General features: G+C 71.6%; 15 protein-coding genes and 1 pseudogene. 6 read left to right on the top strand and 10 right to left on the bottom strand.

Annotated elements, in window-relative coordinates; translation table 11 throughout:
• Positions 1–110: pseudogene (locus tag ACX12L_RS13940) on the top strand (IS5/IS1182 family transposase); the annotation flags it as partial.
• Between the two features lie 134 nt (positions 111–244).
• Here ACX12L_RS13940 and ACX12L_RS13945 read toward each other — a convergent pair.
• From ACX12L_RS13945 to ACX12L_RS13985, 9 genes are all read right to left on the bottom strand, one after another.
• Complete coding sequence (locus ACX12L_RS13945; RefSeq protein ID WP_459263140.1) at positions 245–1,522, bottom strand: branched-chain amino acid ABC transporter substrate-binding protein; 1,278 nt, start codon at positions 1,520–1,522, stop codon at positions 245–247.
• A 23-nt stretch (positions 1,523–1,545) separates the two neighbouring features.
• On the bottom strand, positions 1,546–2,325 hold the full coding sequence (locus ACX12L_RS13950; RefSeq protein ID WP_459263141.1) for a DUF2242 domain-containing protein: 780 nt from the start codon (positions 2,323–2,325) through the stop codon (positions 1,546–1,548).
• Between the two features lie 155 nt (positions 2,326–2,480).
• Complete coding sequence (locus tag ACX12L_RS13955; protein WP_459263243.1) at positions 2,481–3,689, bottom strand: ABC transporter permease; 1,209 nt, start codon at positions 3,687–3,689, stop codon at positions 2,481–2,483.
• The gene (locus ACX12L_RS13960) at positions 3,689–4,432 is read right to left on the bottom strand and encodes an ABC transporter ATP-binding protein (protein WP_459263142.1); all 744 of its coding nucleotides are present in this window, start codon (positions 4,430–4,432) and stop codon (positions 3,689–3,691) included. Before ACX12L_RS13960 ends, ACX12L_RS13955 begins: the two co-directional genes overlap by 1 nt.
• Positions 4,429–5,793, bottom strand: a complete 1,365-nt coding sequence (locus tag ACX12L_RS13965) for an efflux RND transporter periplasmic adaptor subunit (RefSeq protein ID WP_459263143.1) — start codon at positions 5,791–5,793, stop codon at positions 4,429–4,431. The genes ACX12L_RS13960 and ACX12L_RS13965 overlap by 4 nt, the downstream gene beginning before the upstream one ends.
• Positions 5,790–7,190, bottom strand: coding sequence for an efflux transporter outer membrane subunit (locus ACX12L_RS13970; RefSeq protein ID WP_459263244.1), 1,401 nt, complete (start codon positions 7,188–7,190; stop codon positions 5,790–5,792). Before ACX12L_RS13970 ends, ACX12L_RS13965 begins: the two co-directional genes overlap by 4 nt.
• Before the next feature lie 125 nt (positions 7,191–7,315).
• On the bottom strand, positions 7,316–8,359 hold the full coding sequence (gene tsaD / locus ACX12L_RS13975) for a tRNA (adenosine(37)-N6)-threonylcarbamoyltransferase complex transferase subunit TsaD (protein WP_459263144.1): 1,044 nt from the start codon (positions 8,357–8,359) through the stop codon (positions 7,316–7,318).
• An 83-nt stretch (positions 8,360–8,442) separates the two neighbouring features.
• The gene (locus tag ACX12L_RS13980; RefSeq protein WP_201395269.1) at positions 8,443–8,880 is read right to left on the bottom strand and encodes a CBS domain-containing protein; all 438 of its coding nucleotides are present in this window, start codon (positions 8,878–8,880) and stop codon (positions 8,443–8,445) included.
• Positions 8,881–8,966: 86 nt separating this feature from the next.
• Positions 8,967–9,632 (bottom strand): DUF937 domain-containing protein, encoded by a 666-nt coding sequence (locus ACX12L_RS13985; RefSeq protein WP_459263145.1) that lies wholly within the window; start codon positions 9,630–9,632, stop codon positions 8,967–8,969.
• A 401-nt stretch (positions 9,633–10,033) separates the two neighbouring features.
• Between ACX12L_RS13985 and ACX12L_RS13990 the strand changes: the two genes are divergently transcribed.
• From ACX12L_RS13990 to cobA, 5 genes are all read left to right on the top strand, one after another.
• Positions 10,034–11,272 carry an efflux RND transporter periplasmic adaptor subunit gene (locus tag ACX12L_RS13990; RefSeq protein ID WP_459263146.1) on the top strand — a complete coding sequence of 413 codons (1,239 nt, stop codon included), beginning with the start codon at positions 10,034–10,036 and terminating at the stop codon, positions 11,270–11,272.
• Between the two features lie 9 nt (positions 11,273–11,281).
• Complete coding sequence (locus ACX12L_RS13995) at positions 11,282–14,425, top strand: efflux RND transporter permease subunit (protein WP_459263147.1); 3,144 nt, start codon at positions 11,282–11,284, stop codon at positions 14,423–14,425.
• Positions 14,422–15,930, top strand: coding sequence for an efflux transporter outer membrane subunit (locus tag ACX12L_RS14000; RefSeq protein WP_459263148.1), 1,509 nt, complete (start codon positions 14,422–14,424; stop codon positions 15,928–15,930). The genes ACX12L_RS13995 and ACX12L_RS14000 overlap by 4 nt, the downstream gene beginning before the upstream one ends.
• Positions 15,931–16,092: 162 nt before the next feature.
• Positions 16,093–17,022, top strand: a complete 930-nt coding sequence (ybiB, locus tag ACX12L_RS14005) for a DNA-binding protein YbiB (protein WP_459263149.1) — start codon at positions 16,093–16,095, stop codon at positions 17,020–17,022.
• Positions 17,019–17,789: a uroporphyrinogen-III C-methyltransferase gene (gene cobA, locus ACX12L_RS14010; RefSeq protein ID WP_459263150.1), complete on the top strand. Its 771-nt coding sequence runs from the start codon at positions 17,019–17,021 to the stop codon at positions 17,787–17,789. Before ybiB ends, cobA begins: the two co-directional genes overlap by 4 nt.
• On the opposite strand, the gene ACX12L_RS14015 is transcribed toward cobA, so the two are convergent.
• Entirely contained in the window at positions 17,790–18,290 is a 501-nt protein-coding gene (locus ACX12L_RS14015) for an acyl-CoA thioesterase (protein WP_459263151.1), read from the bottom strand. It lies immediately after the preceding gene.
• Between the last annotated feature and the right edge of the window lie 70 nt (positions 18,291–18,360).

The following is an 18,360-nucleotide window of genomic DNA, read 5'->3' on the forward strand; positions in this document are numbered from 1 at the left end:
TCGGACGGCTCAAGCAGTTCCGACGCATCGCCACGCGCTACGACCGCAAGGCCGCCCACTTCATGGCCTTCCTCTGCCTCGCTGCAAGTCTGGCTTGGCTGACAGATTGAATGTCGATTCGCCCTAGAGCACCCAATTTGCTAAGTTAATTTAAGCAAATTTTGTTTCTTGATGTTTTTTACCACCAAGCTAGAAACTAGAACAGGAGACACGTTGGCGACACGCCACGGAATATTAACTTGAGTCAATAACGCTGCATCTGGCAGGTGGTCGGCATCTGCGCTTTGTCCGCCGCGATCTGGCGCACCACGCGAAAGCCGTAGCCCGAGCCTTCCACGTCGAACTTGACGCCTGGCGCGCCCAGCCTGTCCATCACGCCGACCACCAGCGGTTGCTGGAACTGGTGGTCCTGCGCGCGCATGCTGCCCGCCTGGCCGTACAGGCTGACGCTGGCGCGCTCCAGCGCGCGCGCCACGGGCAGCGCGTCGGTGCTGCCGGCCTGCTGCATGGCCTGGGCCAGGGCCTCGACCATGAGCTGCATGCGCATGTGCACGTAGTCGTCCTGCGGCTGCGGGAAGCGCGCGCGGAAGGCCCGGTAGAAGTCCTCGCTGCCCTTCGTGGGCAGGTTGGGCAGCCAGTCGGCCACGGCCACCACCTTGCCCACGCCGGCGTCGCCCAGGGCGGCGGGCGCGCCCAGGGCGTTGCCGTAGAAGGTGTAGAACATGCCGTCGTAGCCCACCTCGCGCGCGGCCTTGACGAGCAGCGTGAGGTCGTTGCCCCAGTTGCCGGTGATGACGGCCTGCGCGCCGCTGGCCTTGATCTTGACGGCATAGGGCGCGAAGTCCTTCACGCGGCCCACGGGGTGCAGTTCGTCGCCGACGACCGCGACGTCGGGGCGCTGGGCAGCCAGCTGCCGGCGGGCCTCGCGCAGCACGGCCTGACCGAAGCTGTAGTCCTGGCCGATCAGGTAGACGCTCTTGAGCGCCCGGTCCTCGCGTATCACGTCCATGAGCGCGGCCATGCGCATGTCGGCATGGGCGTCGAAGCGGAAGTGCCAGAAGCTGCACTTGTCGTTCGTGAGCGCGGGGTCGACCGCCGAGTAGTTGAGGAACACCACGCGCCGGCCCGGCTCGCGCTGGTTGTGCTTGTTGATGGCCTCGATGAGCGCAGCGGCCGTGGCCGAGGAGTTGCCCTGCATGACGAAGCGCGCGCCATCGTCGATGGCCGCGCGCAGGGCCGACAGCGCCTCCTCGTTCGTGCCCTTGCTGTCGTAGCGCGCCAGCTGCAGCGGCCTGGCGCCGCCCGGCAGCGGCACGCCGCCGCGCGCATTCACGCGCTCCATGGCCCAGGCGATGTTGCGCAGCACCGCCTCTCCGGTGTTGGCGAAGCTGCCGGACAGGCTTTCGATGAGCGCGACCCTGATGGGCGCGCCGGCGGCGGGCTGGGGCTGGGCGCCGGCCGCCAGGGGCAGCAGCGCCAGGGCGCAGGCACGGATGGCCTGGCGGCGTGACGGAAGGGACATGGAAAGACTCGGGAAAAAGAGGGTTACTGGGCCATGAGCTGCTCGATGGACTGCGGCACCGGCTCCGCGGACGCACCGGCCCGCTGCACCGCCGCGCGCTCCTGCAGGGGCAGCTGGCTGGCGCTGGCGCCAGGCTCGGGCACGGCGGCCGTGGTGGCCGGCGCCGGCTCGGGTGCGGTGGCTGCCGGCGCGGCAGCCGCGTCTGCAGGCAGCTGCACGCCGGTGGCGCCGGCGGGCGCCATGCGCACGTAGCGCTCGAAGAGCTGGAAGAAGCGCTCGTAGAACTGCGCGTCGGTGATGGTCTCGCTGCCCACCTTGACCAGGGTGTCGTCGGTGGCGGAAACGGGCAGCGACACCGAACCTATGCCGCCCACGCCCAGCGAGGCCGAGTTGTTGACCTTCTTGATCACGTAGCGGTCCTGCAGCGCGCTGGCGAAGGCCGAGGTGCGCGCGTCCCCCTGTCCCTCGGGGGCGCAGACCACGCGCATCTCCACCTCGTAGTGGACGTCGGCCAGGGGCTGGTAGTACTTGCGCCCGGCCACCGTCTCGGCGCTGGCCGTGTTCACCAGATACCCCTGGCTCAGCAGGGCTCGGCGCGCGGCCTCGCAGGTGCGCGCCTGCGAGGCCAGGATATGGCGCGTGTGCATGCTGGTGCTGTCGAAATCGTTGGGGGTGAACTGCAGGTTGCGCTCCAGGCCGGGCATGGCCTCGGGCAGGCGCGCGCAGCCCGCCAGCAGGGCGCAGGCCAGCAGGCCAAGGCACTGGCCCAGGGTTGTGGAAGCAATGGGCAGGAATCGGGACACGGGGAGACGGGCAAAAAAATCCACAGCAGGCCTGCATTGTGAATGCCCGCCGCGCAGGGGCCGGGCAAATGCCCGGCGAGTCCCTTTTTTACTATCGAATAGAGAGCTGCCAGCGCTCTATCACAAAGGGCTAGGTCCTTATTTGAGCAATAACCCTATTCATGGCGCAGCGCCTCGATCGGATCGAGCCGCGCCGCGCGCCGCGCGGGAAAGAAGCCGAACAGCACGCCGATGCCGGCCGAGAACACGAAGGACAGCAGGTTCACGCCCGGGTGGAACACGTAGGGTATGCCCATGGCCTTGGACAGCGCCACGGACGCCCCCGTGGCCAGCACGATGCCGATGAGCCCGCCCAGCGCCGCCAGCACCACGGCCTCGATGAGGAACTGCATGAGCACTTCGCGCTCCAGCGCGCCTATGGCCAGGCGCAGGCCGATCTCGCGCGTGCGCTCGGTCACGCTCACCAGCATGATGTTCATGATGCCTATGCCGCCCACCAGCAGGCTCACGGCGGCCACGGCGCCCAGCAGCGTGGTCATGACGCGCGTGGTGCCCGAGAAGGTGTCGGCGAGCTGCTTGGTGTCGAGCACGTTGAAGTTGTCATCGTCGGTCTCGGCCAGCTTGCGTCGCTCGCGCAGCAGGTCGGTCAGGCTGGCCTTGACGCGCTCGGGATCGCTGCCGTCCTGCATCGACACCAGCAGCGTGGGCACGCGCGTGCTGCCGATCACGCGCCGCTGCAGCGTCTTGAGCGGCAGCAGCACCAGGTCGTCCTGGTCGTTGCCGAACGCGCCCTGCCCCTTGGAGGCGAGCACGCCCACCACTTCGCACGAGAACTGGCGCACGCGCACGCGCTCGCCCAGCACGTCGACGCCGGCGCCGAACAGCTCGCGGCGCACCGTCTGGCCTATCAGGCACACGGCGGCGCCCACGCGCAGCTCGTCGGCGGTGAATTCGCGCCCGCCCGCGAGCGTCCAGTTGCCCGTCTGCAGCCAGGCGTTGGTGCTGCCCAGCACGCTGGTGGTCCAGTTGCGCCCGCCCGCCACGGCCGTGGCGCTGGTGCGCGCCTCGGGGGCCACGGCCAGGATGCCGCCGATCTGCTGGGCGATGGCGTCGGCATCCACGTCCTTGAACGAGGGCGCGCCGCTGCTGCCGCCCGGCCCCATGCGCTGGCCCGGACGCACCTGCAGCAGGTTGGTGCCCAGGCTGGCGATCTGCGCCTGCACGGCCAGCGTGGCGCCGTTGCCCAGCGTGACCATGGTGATCACCGCGCTCACGCCGATCACGATGCCCAGCACGGTGAGGAAGGAGCGCATCAGGTTGCGCCGGATGGAGCGCAGCGCCAGCAGCAGGGAGTTGAGCAGCATCATGGCGCCACCGCCTCCTGCGCCAGCGCATAGGGATGCGGGTTGCGCGTGTCGCTGTCGATGCAGCCATCGACGAAGCGCACGATGCGCCGCGCGTACTGCGCCATCTCCGGCTCGTGCGTGACCATGAGCACGGTGATGCCCTGCTCGGCATTGAGGCGCCACAGCAGCTCCATGATCTCGCGACTGCGCTGCGTGTCCAGGTTGCCCGTGGGCTCGTCGGCCAGCAGCACGGCGGGCTCGCTGACGATGGCGCGCGCGATCGCCACGCGCTGCTGCTGCCCGCCCGACAGCTCGGCGGGCGTGTGGTGCTCCCAGCCCTTGAGGCCCACCGACTCCAGCGCGCGCGCCGCGGCCGCATGGCGCGCCGCCGCGCTCTCGCCGCGGTAGAGCAGCGGCAGCTCCACGTTCTCCTGCGCCGAGGTGCGCGCCAGCAGGTTGAAGCCCTGGAACACGAAGCCCAGGAAGCGCCGGCGCAGCCGCGCGCGGTCGTCGCGCGAGAGCGACTGCACCGGCACGCCGCGGAACAGGTAGCTGCCCGCGCTGGGCCGGTCCAGGCAGCCGATCACGTTCATGGCCGTGGACTTGCCCGAGCCGCTGGGGCCCATGATGGCCACGAAGTCGCCGCTGTCGATGTCCAGGTCCACGCCCTTGAGCGCCTGCAAGGCCAGCGCGCCCTCGCCATAGACCTTGGTGACGCCGCGCAGGCGGATCAGCGGCTGCGCATCGGCCGGCGCATTCATGGACGTGCCCCGGCGGCCAGTTGGTCGGTGATGACCTGCATGCCGGGCTGCAGGGCATCGCCCTCGACCTCGGTCACGCGGCCGTCGCTGATGCCCACCTTGACGCGCACGGCCCTGGGAGCGCCGTCCTCGAGCACCCAGATCCGGCGCAGCCCGGCGCCGCCCTTGCCGCTGCCGTCATCGGCGCTGCGGCGCTGGCCCGCCGGGTGCGGCATGCGCGGCATGAGCTGGCCCATGATGCCGCCGCCCGCCCTGCTGCCGCTGGCCGCCGGTGCCGGCGTCCGCGGGGCATCGTCGCCGGCCGCGCCCATGGGCGTGAAGCGCAGGGCGGTGTTGGGCACGGTGAGCACGCCGTCGCGCTCGGTGGAGGTGATGGTGGCCGCGGCCGTCATGCCGGGGCGCAGGCTCAGGTCGGCGTTGTCCACCTCCAGGTAGGTGATGTAGGTCACCACGTTGTCGGTCTTGGTGGAGCCGAAGGCCACGCGCGTGATGCGCGCGGGATAGGGCCGCGAGGGGTAGGCGCTCACGGTGAAGCTGGCCTTCTGGCCCGGCTGGACGGAGCCCACGTCGGCCTCGTCCACGTTCACCTCCAGGCGCAGGCGGGCCAGGTCCTCGGCCAGCGTGAGCAGGGTCACGGCCTGCAGCGACGCGGCCACGGCGTTGCCCGGCTCCACCGCGCGCGACAGCACCACGCCGTCGATGGGAGAGCGGATCGAGGCCTTGGTGACATTGGTCTCGTCGGTGGCCAGGGCGGCCCGGGCGTCCTCCACGCTGGCGCGGGCGCTGGCCTCGTCGGCCTGGGCCCGGTCGTAGGCGGCGCGGCCCGCGTCCAGTTCCGCCGCCGAGGGCACCTTGCCGCCGGACAGGCGCGCCACTTCCTCCAGCCGCGCCAGGCTCGCGCGCGCTTCCTTGACGGTGGCCCCGGCCTGCGCCAGGCGCGCCTGCGCCGACGCCACGGAGGCGCGCGAGCGCAGCACCTGCGCTTCGAGCTTGGTGGTGTCCAGCTCCACCAGCACCTGGCCCTTCTTGACGATATCGTTCACGTCCACCAGCACGCGGCGCACCGTGCCCGAGAGCTCGCTGCCGATGTTCACCGAGCGCGTGGGCTGCAGCGTGCCGTTGGCGGCCACGGTCAGCTTGACCTGGCCGCGCTGCACCGGCTGCGTGACGTAGCGCGGCGCGGCCTTGGCGCGCTGGCCGGCCTGCCAGTACCACCAGCCGCCGGCCGCGGCCGCCAGCGCCAGCGCTGCGAGCCAGAGGGTGATGCTCTGCCACCAGCGCCGGCCCAGGCCGTCGCCCAGGAGAGACTGCAGGTCCTGCGCGGCCGGCGCGGCGGAGTTGGTCGTTCGTTTCTCTGTCATGGTTCCTGTCCTTGAGGCCCTGCCTCCCTGGGGGCCTGCCAGCCGCCGCCCAGCGCCTTGTACAGGCGCACGTGGTTGGTGCTCGCGCTGGCCACCGTGCTGGCCACGCCGTCCTGCGTCGTCAGCAGCGTGCGCTGCGTGTCCAGCACCGTCTGGAAATCCACCAGGCCGCTGGCGTACTGGTGCTGCGCCAGCAGCGCCGCGTTGCCCGCCGCCTCGGCCGCGGCCTCCAGGCGCGCGAGCCGATCGCGGTCGCCCCGCAGCGCCACCAGGGCGTCCTCCACGTCCTGGAGCGCGCCCAGCACCGCCGCCTCGTAGCTCGCGCGCGCCTGCTCCAGCGCCGCCTCCTGTACGCGCACCTGGGCGCGCAGCGCGCCGCCGTCGAACACGGGCAGCGACACGCTGGCCAGCAGCGAGGCCGCCGTGGTGCCACCGCCCGTGAGCGCGCCCAGGGACAGCGCGCTCAGCCCCAGCGTGCCGCCTATGCGCAGGCTGGGCAGGCGCTGGGTCTCGGCCTGCGCCACGCGCTCCCAGGCGGCGCGCACGCGCTGCTCGGCCTGGCGCACGTCGGGGCGCTGGCGCAGCGTATCGGCGGGAAAGGCCAGCGCCAGTTCGGCGGACGGCTGCGGCACGGGCGCGCTGGCGGCCAGTTCCTGATCCAGCGCCGCGGGTGGACGGCCGGTGAGCACGGCCAGCGCATGGCGCGCCTGGGCGATGCCGGCCTGCAGCGTGGGCAGCTGGGCCGCGGTCTGCTCCACGATGGTGCGCGCCTGCTGCTCGGCCACTGAGCTCGCCAGCCCCGCCTGCACGCGCCACTGCGTGATCTGCGCCGTCTCGCGCTGCGCCGCCAGGTTGCTCTCGGCGATCTGCAGGCGCTGCTGCTGGCTGCGCAGGCTGACGTAGTTCACGGCCACCTCGGCCGCCAGCGCCACCTGGGCGGCGGCCACGCCCGCCTCGGCCGCCAGCAGGTCGGCCTCGCCGGCGCGCACACCGCTCGCGATGCGGCCGAACAGGTCGGGTTCCCAGCTCGCGTCCAGCCCCAGCTGGAAGCTGTTGCCCGTGGCGCCGTTGCTGCGGCTGCGCTGCGCCGACCCCGAGGCGTCCAGCGACGGCAGCAGCCCCGCCGCCTGCACGTCGCGCTGCGCGCGCGCCTGCTGCACGGCCGCGCGGGCGCTGCGCATGCTGGTGTGGGCCTGCAGCGCCTGCGTGATCAGGCCCGTGAGCTGCGCATCGCCCAGCTGCTGCCACCATTGGGTGAGGTCGTCCGCGGGCCGCGCAGCCGGCGCCGCGGCCTGGCCGGCCCAGGCGCCGGGCACCGGCACGCTGTCGTCCGGCGCCGGTGGCAGGCGCGTGGCGCAGCCGGCCAGCACCAGGGCCGCGAGCAGCGGCGCGCACAGGCGCGGCGCGGGCCATGGGCGGGAAGAGTCGGAAGGATCGGAGGAAGGCGGGGCAGGCAGCATGCTGCGCATTGTTACAACACCGTTTGTCGCCCCCGCCAGCGCGGGATGAACTTTTGTAAAGGTCAGGCCGCGATCGCGTCCAGCGGCCAGCGCGGCTTCACGTCGAATGCGTAGTCGCGGTTGGCCTGCTGCTGGCCCGACTGCAGCCGCATGGCCGCGGCCATGGCGATCATGGCGCCGTTGTCGGTGCACAGGTGCAGCTCGGGGTAGTGCACGCGCACCCGGCGCGCTGCGCAGGCGGCGTCGAGCTGCGCGCGCAGCAGCCGGTTGGCGCCCACGCCGCCGGCCACCACCACGCGCCGCATGCCGGTCTGGTCGATGGCCGCCAGGGTCTTCCTGACCAGCACCTCGACGATGGCGGCCTGCGTGCTCGCGGCCAGGTCGGCCTTGCGCGCCGCCAGTTCGTCGCCCAGCTTCTTCGCCTGTGTGAGCACGGCGGTCTTGAGCCCGGCGAAGGAGAAATCCAGGTCGCCGCTGTGCAGCAGCGGCCGCGGCAGTTTGAAGGCCTTGGCGTCGCCCTGCTCCGCCAGGCGCGACAGCGCCGGCCCGCCGGGGTAGCCCAGGCCCATGAGCTTGGCCGACTTGTCGAAGGCCTCGCCGGCCGCGTCGTCTATGGTCTCGCCCAGGATCTCGTAGCGGCCCACGCCGTCCACGCGCATGAGCTGGGTATGCCCGCCCGAGACCAGCAGCGCGACGAAGGGGAACTCGGGCGGATCACTGCTCAGGAAGGGCGACAGCAGATGGCCTTCGAGGTGGTGCACGCCCAGCACGGGCCTGTCGAGCGCGGCCCCCAGGGCGCAGGCCACGCCCGCGCCCACCAGCAGCGCGCCCGCCAGGCCCGGCCCGCGCGTGTAGGCCACCACGTCCACGTCGGCCAGGCGCTGGCCGGACTCCTTCAGCACCGTCTCGGTCAGCGGCAGCACGCGGCGGATGTGGTCGCGGCTGGCCAGCTCGGGCACCACGCCGCCATAGGCCTGGTGCATATCGATCTGGCTGTGCAGCGCATGCGCGAGCAGCGTGGGAACGGCATCGCCGCCCTGCCCGCGCACAAGGGCCACGCCGGTTTCGTCGCAGGAGGATTCGATGCCCAGGATCAGCAGACTCATGCCTGCGAGTGTAGGGCCTGTCATCGAATGATTTCCCCACGCGCTGCCCCCCGTAATACGGATGGATGCGCGTAGTCCGGGGCTCAGCGTGCGCCCGTGATGTAGCGCTCCATCTCGGTGATGATGAACTGCTGCTCGGAGATCACGCTCTTGACCAGGTCGCCGATGGACACCAGCCCCGCCACGCGCCCCTCGTCCACCACGGGCAGGTGGCGCAGGCGGTTTTCCGTCATCAGGGCCATGCACTGCTCGGCGCTGTGCGAGGGGTGCACGAAGCGCACCGCGCGCGTCATGACCTCGCGCACGGGCGTGTCGACCGATGCGCGGCCGAGCAGCACCACCTTGCGGGCGTAGTCGCGCTCGGTGAAGATGCCCGCGATCTGCTCGCCCTCCATGACCAGCAGCGCGCCGATGTGCTTCTCGGCCATGAGCCGCAGGGCGGCGAGCACAGTGTCCGATGGCGCGACGCAGTGCACCTGCGCGTCGGGCTTGGACTTGAGGATTTCTGCAACGGTTGTCATGGCGGCCTCCCAGGCTGTGAAGTGTGAAGCGAAAGCTTAGCCGAAAGTGCCCGCCGAACCGATGCCGAGATGCAAACGGATACCGCTCAGCGCCGCCCGCCCAGCAGGTTGGCACCGATCTTGACCAAATCCCCCAGCCCCACCTGGCCGTCGCCATCCTGGTCCAGCAGGCTGCCCAGCAGGTCGCCGCCCGGCATGCCCGAGCGCTGGGCCTGGGCGCGCTCCTGGCCGAGCATCTGGCCGAGGCCGCCCGCGTCCATGCCGCCGGAATTCACGCGCTGCGCCAGGAAGGACATGACGATGGGCGCCAGCATCTGCAGCAGCCGGCCCGCATCCACCCCCTGGCCCGTGCTCTGGCCCAGGGCGGACTCGGCCCGCTCGCGTGCGCCGCCAAAGATATGGCCCAGGATGGCCGCGCCGGCATCGCCGCCCGGGGCCGCGCCAGACGGCGCACCGCCACCGAGCAGGGAGCCCAGCAGTCCTCCCAGGTCCATGCCGCCCAGGCCCATCGCCTGCTGGGGCACGGCAGGCATGTGGTCGCGCTGCAGCGCGCCGAACAGGGACTCGGCGCCCTGCGCATCCTGCGCGTTGCGGCCCAGGGCGCCCAGCAGCATCGGCAGCGCCATGGCCACGGCGCTTTGCGTTTCGGCGTGGCCGGCGCCCAGTTGCCGGGAGATGTCCTGCAGGGGCGCGCCCTGCAGTTGCTGCATCAGCTGCTCGGCCAGCAGCGGCGTGGTGTCAGGGGTGTTCATGGTCGCGGATTCCTTCCAACGGTGGGGGCGGCGCGCACGGGCCGCACGCCCGCATGGTATGACGGACCGCGTCCGCCGCGCGGGACATGTCCCTGCCCGCAACCGAAGTTGACAATCGCAGTGCAGCCATTCATCAAATTTGATAGCTATTGGCGCTTACCCCATAAGCGCCATATGCACTTCTTATTAAAATTACCGGTGCGTGCCGCGCACGGCCTCCATGGCGCGGAGCCACCCCGTGGCCTGGGACGCCAACCCTGGAGAATGTAAAGAAAAATGAAGAGATACGCCCTGGGGAGCAGCCTTGGCACCGATGTGCGACATTCTGTGTCTGGCCGGGGCCGGCCCGCTCGACGCCCCGCCCCTGCCGGCCCCACCGAGACCCACTGCGTTCCGCACCCATGACCTCCGCGATCTGCGACAGCCCTGCCCTGGTCCCCGCTTCTCCGCCGCGCACCGTTCCCTTACCCAGCCTGGCCTGCGTGCTGGCGCTGTCCCTGCTGCTCGCCGCCTGCGGCGACAAGAACGCCAAGCCTGCCGCCGCGGACCAGCCGCCCGAGGTCGGCGTGGTCACGCTGCAGCCCGAGCGCCAGGTGGTGACCACCGAGCTGCCGGGCCGCACCACGGCCTTCCTCTCGGCCGAGATCCGCCCGCAGGTCGGCGGCATCGTGCAAAAGCGCCTGTTCACCGAAGGCGCGCGCGTGGCGGCCGGCCAGGTGCTCTACCAGCTCGACCCCGCGCCCTACGAGGTGGCGCTGGCCAGCGCCCAGGCACAGCTCTCCAAGGCACGCGCCACGCTGAACACGGCCCAGACCAACGCCCGGCGCAATGCCGAGCTGGTGAAGATCGACGCCGTCAGCCGGCAGGTGTACGACGACAGCCAGGCCGCGGTGGCGCAGGCGCAGGCCGACGCGGGCGTGGCCGCCGCCGCCGTCGAGGCGGCGCGCATCAACCTGGGCTACACGCGCATCAAGTCGCCCATCGCGGGGCTGACCACCACCTCGGCGGTCACGCCGGGCGCGCTGGTCACGGCCAACCAGGCGGCGGCGCTGACCACGGTGTCGCAGATCGATCCGCTCTACGTGGACGTGACGCAGTCGAGCAGCGAGGTGCTGCGCCTCAAGGGCGACCTGGCCGCCGGCCGCTTCAAGCGCGAGGGCAAGAGTGACGCGCGCGTGGCCATCAAGCTCGACGATGGCAGCACCTACGCGCAGGAGGCCGTGCTGCGCTTCAGCGGCGTGCAGGTAAACCCGGCCACGGGCGCGGTCACGCTGCGCGCCGTGGTGCCCAACCCCGACGGGCTGCTGATGCCCGGCATGTACGTGCGCGCCGTGCTGGAGGCGGGCGTGAACGAGCAGACCCTGCTCGCCCCGCAGCAGGCTGTGACGCGCGACCCCGCGGGCAACCCGAGCGTGCTGGTCGTCACGCCCGAGGACAAGGTCGAGCGCCGCCGCATCGCGACCGGCGCGGCCGTGGGCAACCGCTGGGAGGTGCTCTCGGGCCTGGCCGCCGGCGAGCGCATCCTGGTGGACGGCGCGCAGCGCGCGCGCCCCGGAGACACCGTGCGCCCCGTGCCCTGGGCGCCCAAGGCGCGGCAGGGCGCGGCGGCCCAGGCCTCCCAGCCCGCGCCCCAGCCCTGAGGAGCCGCCATGGCGCAGTTCTTCATCAACCGCCCCGTCTTCGCATGGGTGCTGTCCATCGTCATCATGCTCGCGGGCGGGCTGTCCATTCTCACGCTGCCGCTGGAGATGTACCCCGAGATCGCGCCGCCGCGCGTGACCCTCAACACCACCTACACCGGCGCCTCGGCCGAGACGGTGGAGAACTCCGTCACCCAGGTGATCGAGCAGCAACTCAAGGGCCTGGACAGGCTGCTCTACATGAGCTCCACGAGCGACTCGGCGGGCCGCTCGCGCACCACGCTCACCTTCGCGCCCGGCGCCAACATCGACGTGGCCCAGGTGCAGGCGCAGAACAAGCTGCAGGGCGCGATGAACCGCCTGCCCGACGCCGTGAAGAGCCGCGGCGTGTTCGTGAACAAGGGCGGGCAGGACTACCTCGTGACCTACGTGTTCACCTCGCCCGACCCGAACGTGTCGCAGGTGACCATAGGCGACTACCTGACCAGCAACGTGGTGGACGTGATCGCGCGCGTGGACGGCGTGGGCGACGTGACCGTGTTCGGCACCAACTACGCCATGCGCATCTGGATGGACCCGGCGCTCATGGAGAAGTACGCACTCATGCCGTCGGACCTCGTGAACGCGCTCAACGCGCAGAACGCGCAGGTCTCGGCCGGGCAGCTCGGGCAACTGCCCGCGGTGCCGGGGCAGATGCTCAACGCCACGGTCACCGCGCGCTCCAAGCTGCAAACGGTGCAGGAGTTCAAGGACATCGTGCTCAAGTCCGCGCCCGACGGCTCGGTGGTCACCATGGCCGACGTGGCGCGCGTGGAGCTCGCGGCCGACTCGCTCACAGTGCGCTCCATCCTCAACGGCCAGCCCGGCGCGGGCCTCGGCATCGTGCTGGCCGACGGCGCCAACGCCATGCAGGTGGCCGACGCGGTGGCCAGGAAGATCGCCGAGCTCGCGCCCTACTTCCCCGACGGCATCACGGGCTTCGTGAGCTCGGACACCACGCCCTTCGTGCGCGCCTCGATCAAGGAGGTGATCAAGACGCTGGGCGAGGCCATGGTGCTCGTGACGCTGGTGATGTTCCTCTTCCTGCAGAACTTCCGCGCCACGCTGATCCCGGCGATCGCCGTGCCCGTGGTGCTGCTGGGCACGCTGGGCGTGCTCTCGGCCATGGGCTACTCGATCAACATGCTGACCATGTTCGCGCTGGTGCTGGCCATCGGCCTGCTGGTGGACGACGCCATCGTGGTGGTCGAGAACGTCGAGCGCGTGATGGGCGAGCAGGGCCTGCCCCCGAAGGAGGCCACGCGCAAGTCCATGAAGGAGATCACGCCCGCGCTCGTGGGCATCGGCCTCACGCTGTCGGCCGTGTTCGTGCCCATGGCGTTCTTCGCGGGCTCGGTGGGCGTGATCTACCGGCAGTTCTCGATCACCATCGTCGCGGCCATGGGGCTGTCGGTGTTCGTGGCGCTCACGCTCACGCCGGCGCTGTGCGCGTCGCTGCTCAAGCCCATGGCGCACGAGCGCACGGTGCGGCGCGGCCCGCTGGGCTGGGTCGACCGCTTCTTCCTCTGGTTCAACCACCACTTCGACCGCAGCGCCACGCGCTACCAGGGCACGGTGGCGCGGCTGCTGCGCCGCACGGGCCGCATGATGGTGCTGTTCGGCGCGGTGCTGGCGGCGGTGGCCTTCATGTTCCACCGCCTGCCCACCTCGTTCCTGCCCAACGAGGACCAGGGCTTCGTCGGGGTCACCGTCACGCTGCCCTCGGGCGCGACCGACGCGCGCCTGATGGAGGTGATGGACCAGATACGCCTGTACTTCAAGGACAAGCCCGAGGTCTTCAGCACCAACGCCATCCTGGGCAACAACGGCAACCAGAGCTCGGGCAACATGTGGGTGCGCCTCACGCCCTGGGACAAGCGGCCCCTGCCCGGCCAGTCGGCCGAGGCCATCGCCAACCAGGCCACCAGGGACCTGGCCAGCATCCGCGACGCGCGCGTCTTCGTCACGCTGCCGCCGGCCGTGCGCGGCCTGGGATCGAGCGCGGGCATCAACTTCGTGCTCAAGGACCTGAACGGCCTGGGCCACGATGCGCTGATGAAGGCCATGAACGACGTGATCGCCGCCTCGCGCAAGGAGCCCGCCATCATCAACATGCGCACCACGGGCTTCGACGACACGTCCGAACTCAAGGTGGAGATCGACGACCGCAAGGCCGCCGCGCTCGGCGTGTCGGTGGCCGACATCAACGGCGTGCTCTCCAGCGCGCTGGGCGGCACCTACGTGAACGACTTCGTGCACTACGGCCGCGTCAAGCGCGTCTACATCCAGGGCGACGCGCCCTCGCGCATGCTGCCGCAGGACATCGCCCAATGGTCGGTGCGCAACCGCGACGGGCAGATGGTGCGCTTCTCGGCCTTCGCCACCACCAGCTGGGGCAACGGCTCGCCGCAGCTCATGCGCTACAACGGCAGCCCGGCGCTGGAAATGCAGGCCAACACGCCGCCCGGCGCGAGCTCGGGCGACGCCATGGCCGCCGTGGAGCGCATCATGGCCACCATGCCGCCCGGCATCGGCTTCGAGTGGACGGGCGCCTCGCTGCAGGAGCGCCAGTCGGGTTCGCAGGCGCCCATGCTGTACGCCGTCTCCATCCTGTTCGTGTTCCTGTGCCTGGCCGCGCTGTACGAGAGCTGGAGCGTGCCCTTCTCCGTCATGCTGGCCGTGCCGCTGGGCGTGATCGGGGCGCTGGCCGCCACCTACGGGCGCGGCATGGCCAACGACGTGTACTTCCAGGTCGGGCTGCTGACCACCGTGGGCCTGGCCTCGAAGAACGCCATCCTGATCGTGGAGTTCGCCGTGCAGCTGCAGGAGCGCGGGCGCAGCCTGATCGACGCCACCGTCGAGGCCGTGCGCCTGCGCCTGCGGCCCATCCTTATGACCTCGCTGGCCTTCGGCTTCGGCGTGCTGCCGCTGGCCATCGGCACCGGCGCCGGTGCGGGCGGGCGCCGGGCCATTGGCACCGCCGTGCTCGGCGGCATGGTGTTCTCCACGCTGCTGGGCATCTTCTTCGTGCCCGTGTTCTTCCTGATCGTGCGGCGCCTGTTCACCTCGCGCGGCGCGCCCGCGCACACACCCCAGCCGGAGGCCGCGCCATGATCCCCCGCCGCGCCCTGCTGGCCGCACCGCTGGCGCTGGCGGCCTGCACCTCGCTCGCGCCCGACTACCAGGCCCCCGCCCTGCCCGTGCCGCCCACCATGGGCGCCGCGCAGCCGCCCATTGCCGCGCAGGCGCCGGACCCGGCGCGCGAGGCCACGCTGCACGTGACCGGGGCCGGCTCCCAGCCCTGGAGCGACTTCGTGCAGGAGCCGCGCCTGCGCGAGGTGGTGGCCCTCGCGCTGGTCCACAACCGCGACCTGCGCGTGGCGGCGCTGGCCATCGAGCGCGCGCGCGCGCAGTACGGCATAGAGCGCTCCGCCCTCTTCCCCGCCGTGAACGCCACGGGCGCCGGCGCCCGCAGCCGCACGGCCGATGACCTGACCACCGCCGGGCGCCCCAACACCACGGGCCAGTACAGCGCCCAGCTCGGCTTCAGCAGCTACGAGATCGACTTCTTCGGGCGCGTGCGCAGCCTGAACGACGCAGCGCTGCAGGAATTCTTCCGCGTGGCCGAGAACCGCCGCAGCGTGCAGCTGAGCCTGGTGGCCGAGGTCATGAACGCCTGGCTCACGCTCGACGCCGACGCCCGCCGCCTGCAGCTGGCGCGCGAGACCCTGCGCACGCGCCAGCAGGCGCTGGACCTCACGCGCCGCAGCTTCGAGCTGGGCGCCACGTCGGCCCTGGCCCTGGCGCAGGCCCAGTCGAGCGCCGACACCGCGCGCGTGGACGCGGCCGCCTTCGCATCGCAGGTCGCGCGCGACCGCAACGTTCTCGCGCTGCTGGCGGGCACGAGCGTGCCCGATGCGCTGCTGCCCGCCAGCGTGGCGTCCGTCCTGCCCGGCGCGGGCAAGATTCCCGCGCTGCTCCCGCCCCCGGCGCCCGCCACGGCGCTGCTGGGCGTCGCGGCAGACCTGCCCTCCAGCGTGCTGCTGCACCGGCCGGACCTGCGCGCGGCCGAGCATGCGCTGCGCGGCAGCTACGCCAGCATAGGCGCGGCGCGCGCGGCCTTCTTCCCGTCCATCACGCTCACGGCATCGGTGGGCACGGCCAGCAACGCGCTGTCGGGCCTGTTCGGCGCGGGCAACGGCACCTGGACGTTCGCGCCCCAGATCCGCCTGCCGATCTTCGACGCCGGGCGCAACCAGGCCAACCTGCGCGTGGCCGAGGTCGCGCGCGACACCGCGCTGGCCCAGTACGAGAAGGCCATACAGACGGCCTTCCGCGAGGTCGCCGACACGCTGGCCGAACGCGCCACGCTGGACGAGCGCCTGAGCGCCCAGCGCTCGCTGGTGCAGGCCAGCGAGCGCGCGCTGGAACTGTCCGACGCGCGCTTTCGCCTGGGGGCCGACAACTACCTCACGGTGCTCGATGCGCAGCGCTCGCTGTACGCGGCGCAGCAGGCGCAGATCGCGCTGCAGCTGGCCGAGCAGGTCAACCGCGTCACGCTCTACAAGGTGCTGGGCGGGCAGTGGGCCGGGGATGCCGCTGCCCCGGAAAGCTCCTGAACCAGCTGCTGCGAGGTTGCTGCCTTCCCGCCCCCGGGGGATTGTCCGGCCAGACCCCGGGGACGCCGTCCATGCGGCCCGGCGCGCGCATCGGGCTGAAACAGCGGCCGGCCGGAACATGCCGGACAATCGGCGCAGCTTCTCTCATCCCCACGCTACACCATGGGCATCAGCCACTACATCAAGGAAATAGGCCGCGGCGCGCGCGGCGCCAAGGCTTTGGACCGCACCCAGGCCGCCGACCTGTTCGGCCAGGTGCTCGACGGCCGGGCGAGCGACCTGGAGGTCGGCGCCTTCTGCGTGGCCATGCGCATCAAGGGCGAGACCGTGGACGAGATGTGCGGCTTCCTGGACGCGGTGTACGCGCGCATCGCCGCCTTCCCCGCCTGCTCGGATGGGCGGCCGCTCATCGTGCTGCCCAGCTACAACGGCGCGCGCAGGCTGCCCGTGCTCACGCCGCTGCTGGCCCTGCTGCTGGCGCGCGAGGGCCAGAGCGTGCTGCTGCACGGCATGCGCACCGAGGCGCGCCGGGTCCTGGCGTCCGATGTGCTCGAAGCGCTCGACATCCCTGCGCTGGCAGCTCCCGAAGAAATAGCACCCGGCAGCGTGGCGCACATATCCACCGCGGCGCTGCTGCCGGGCCTGGCGCGCCTCTTGTCGGTGCGCGAGGCGATAGGCCTGCGCACCCCCGGCCACAGCGTGGCCAAGCTGGTCGCCCCCTGCGCGGGCCCGGCGCTGGTGGTGGCCAGCTACACCCACCCGGAGTATTTCGAGCTGCTGGGCGCCACCTTCGGCGCGCTGGGCGCGCATGCGCTGCTCTCGCGCGGGCTGGAGGGCGAGGTGGCGGCCGACCCGCGCCGCCAGCCGCGCTACGACGCCTTCGTGGCCGGCGCGCACCAGCTGCTGCAGGAGCAGCAGCCCGGCACGGCCGACGAGGTGCCGGGCCTGCCGGCCGAGATCGACGTGGCCAGCACCGCGGCCTACACGCGCCGCGTGCTCGCGGGCCAGGCCCCCGTGCCTGCGCCGCTGCAGCAGCAGGTGCGGCACATCGTGCGGCTGAGCCGACAGATCACGGCGCGGGGCCGGCCATGACGGCCCCGCCCACAAACGGCAGCTGCACCCTGGTGGGCGCCGGCCCGGGCGACCCGGAGCTGCTCACCATCAAGGCGCTCAAGGCCATCCAGGCGGCCACCGTGCTGCTGGTGGACGACCTGGTGAGCGACGCCATCCTGGCCCTGGCCCCGCCCGGCACGCGCGTCGTGTACGTGGGCAAGCGCGGCGGCTGCAGGAGCACGCCCCAGGCGCATATCGAGGAACTCATGGTCGCGGCCGTGCGCGAGGGCGAGACCGTGGTGCGCCTCAAGGGGGGCGACCCCTTCATCTTCGGCCGCGGCGGCGAGGAGGTGCAGCACCTGGTCGGCGCGGGCATCGCCGTGCAGGTGGTCAACGGCATCACGGCGGGCCTGGCCGGCATGACGCTGCTGGGCGCGCCGCTCACGGACCGCCGGTACGCCCATGGCGTGGTCTTCGTCACCGGCCACAACCACCCCGGAGAAGCCGGCACCGACTGGCGCCGGCTCGGCGCCACGGCGCGCGATGCGCGCCTCACGCTCGTGATCTACATGGGCATCGCCAGCTGCGCCCGCATCCAGCGCGAGCTGCTCGACGCCCTGCCCGCGCACACGCCGGCGGCCGTGATCCAGCACGTGAGCCTGCCGCAGCAGCGCCACGCGGTCACCACGCTGGGCGCGCTGCAGGACACGATAGCGCGCGAGCGGCTCGCGAGTCCCTCGGTGATCGTGATCGGCGACGTGGTGCGCGGCATCCATGCCGCGCAAGCCGGGGCGCGCCCGGCCTGATCAGCCGCCCGCACCGGCCTGCCCCGCCTGGCGGATCTCCTCGAAACGCTGGGCCTGCTCCCGGCGCAGCGCCTTGCGCAGCAGCGCGGCCTCCCAGCGGCGGCGCCCGTCGTGGCCCGTGGGCGCGAGCGGCGGCACGGGCGTGGACCTGCCCGCATCGTCCACCGCCACCATCGAGAAGAAGCAGCTGTTCACGTGCCGCACGACCTGGGTGCGTATGTCCTCGGCCACCACCTTGATGCCGATCTCCATCGACGACTTGCCCGTGTGGTTGACGCTGGCCAGGAAGGTCACGAGCTCGCCCACGTGGATGGGCTGCAGGAACGTCACCTGGTCCACGCTGAGCGTGACCACGTAGCGGCCCGAATAGCGGCTGGCGCAGGCATACGCCACCTGGTCGAGCAGCTTGAGGATGGCGCCGCCGTGGACGTTGCCGGAGAAGTTGGCCATGTCGGGCGACATGAGCACGGTCATGCTGAGCTGGTGGGCGGGCAGGTTCATCCGGGGCATTGTAGAAAGCCGCCCCCGCGGCTGCGCGACAATCGCAGGCTTTGCCCGCCAGGATAGCCGC

Source organism: Alicycliphilus sp. T452 (assembly GCF_054512775.1).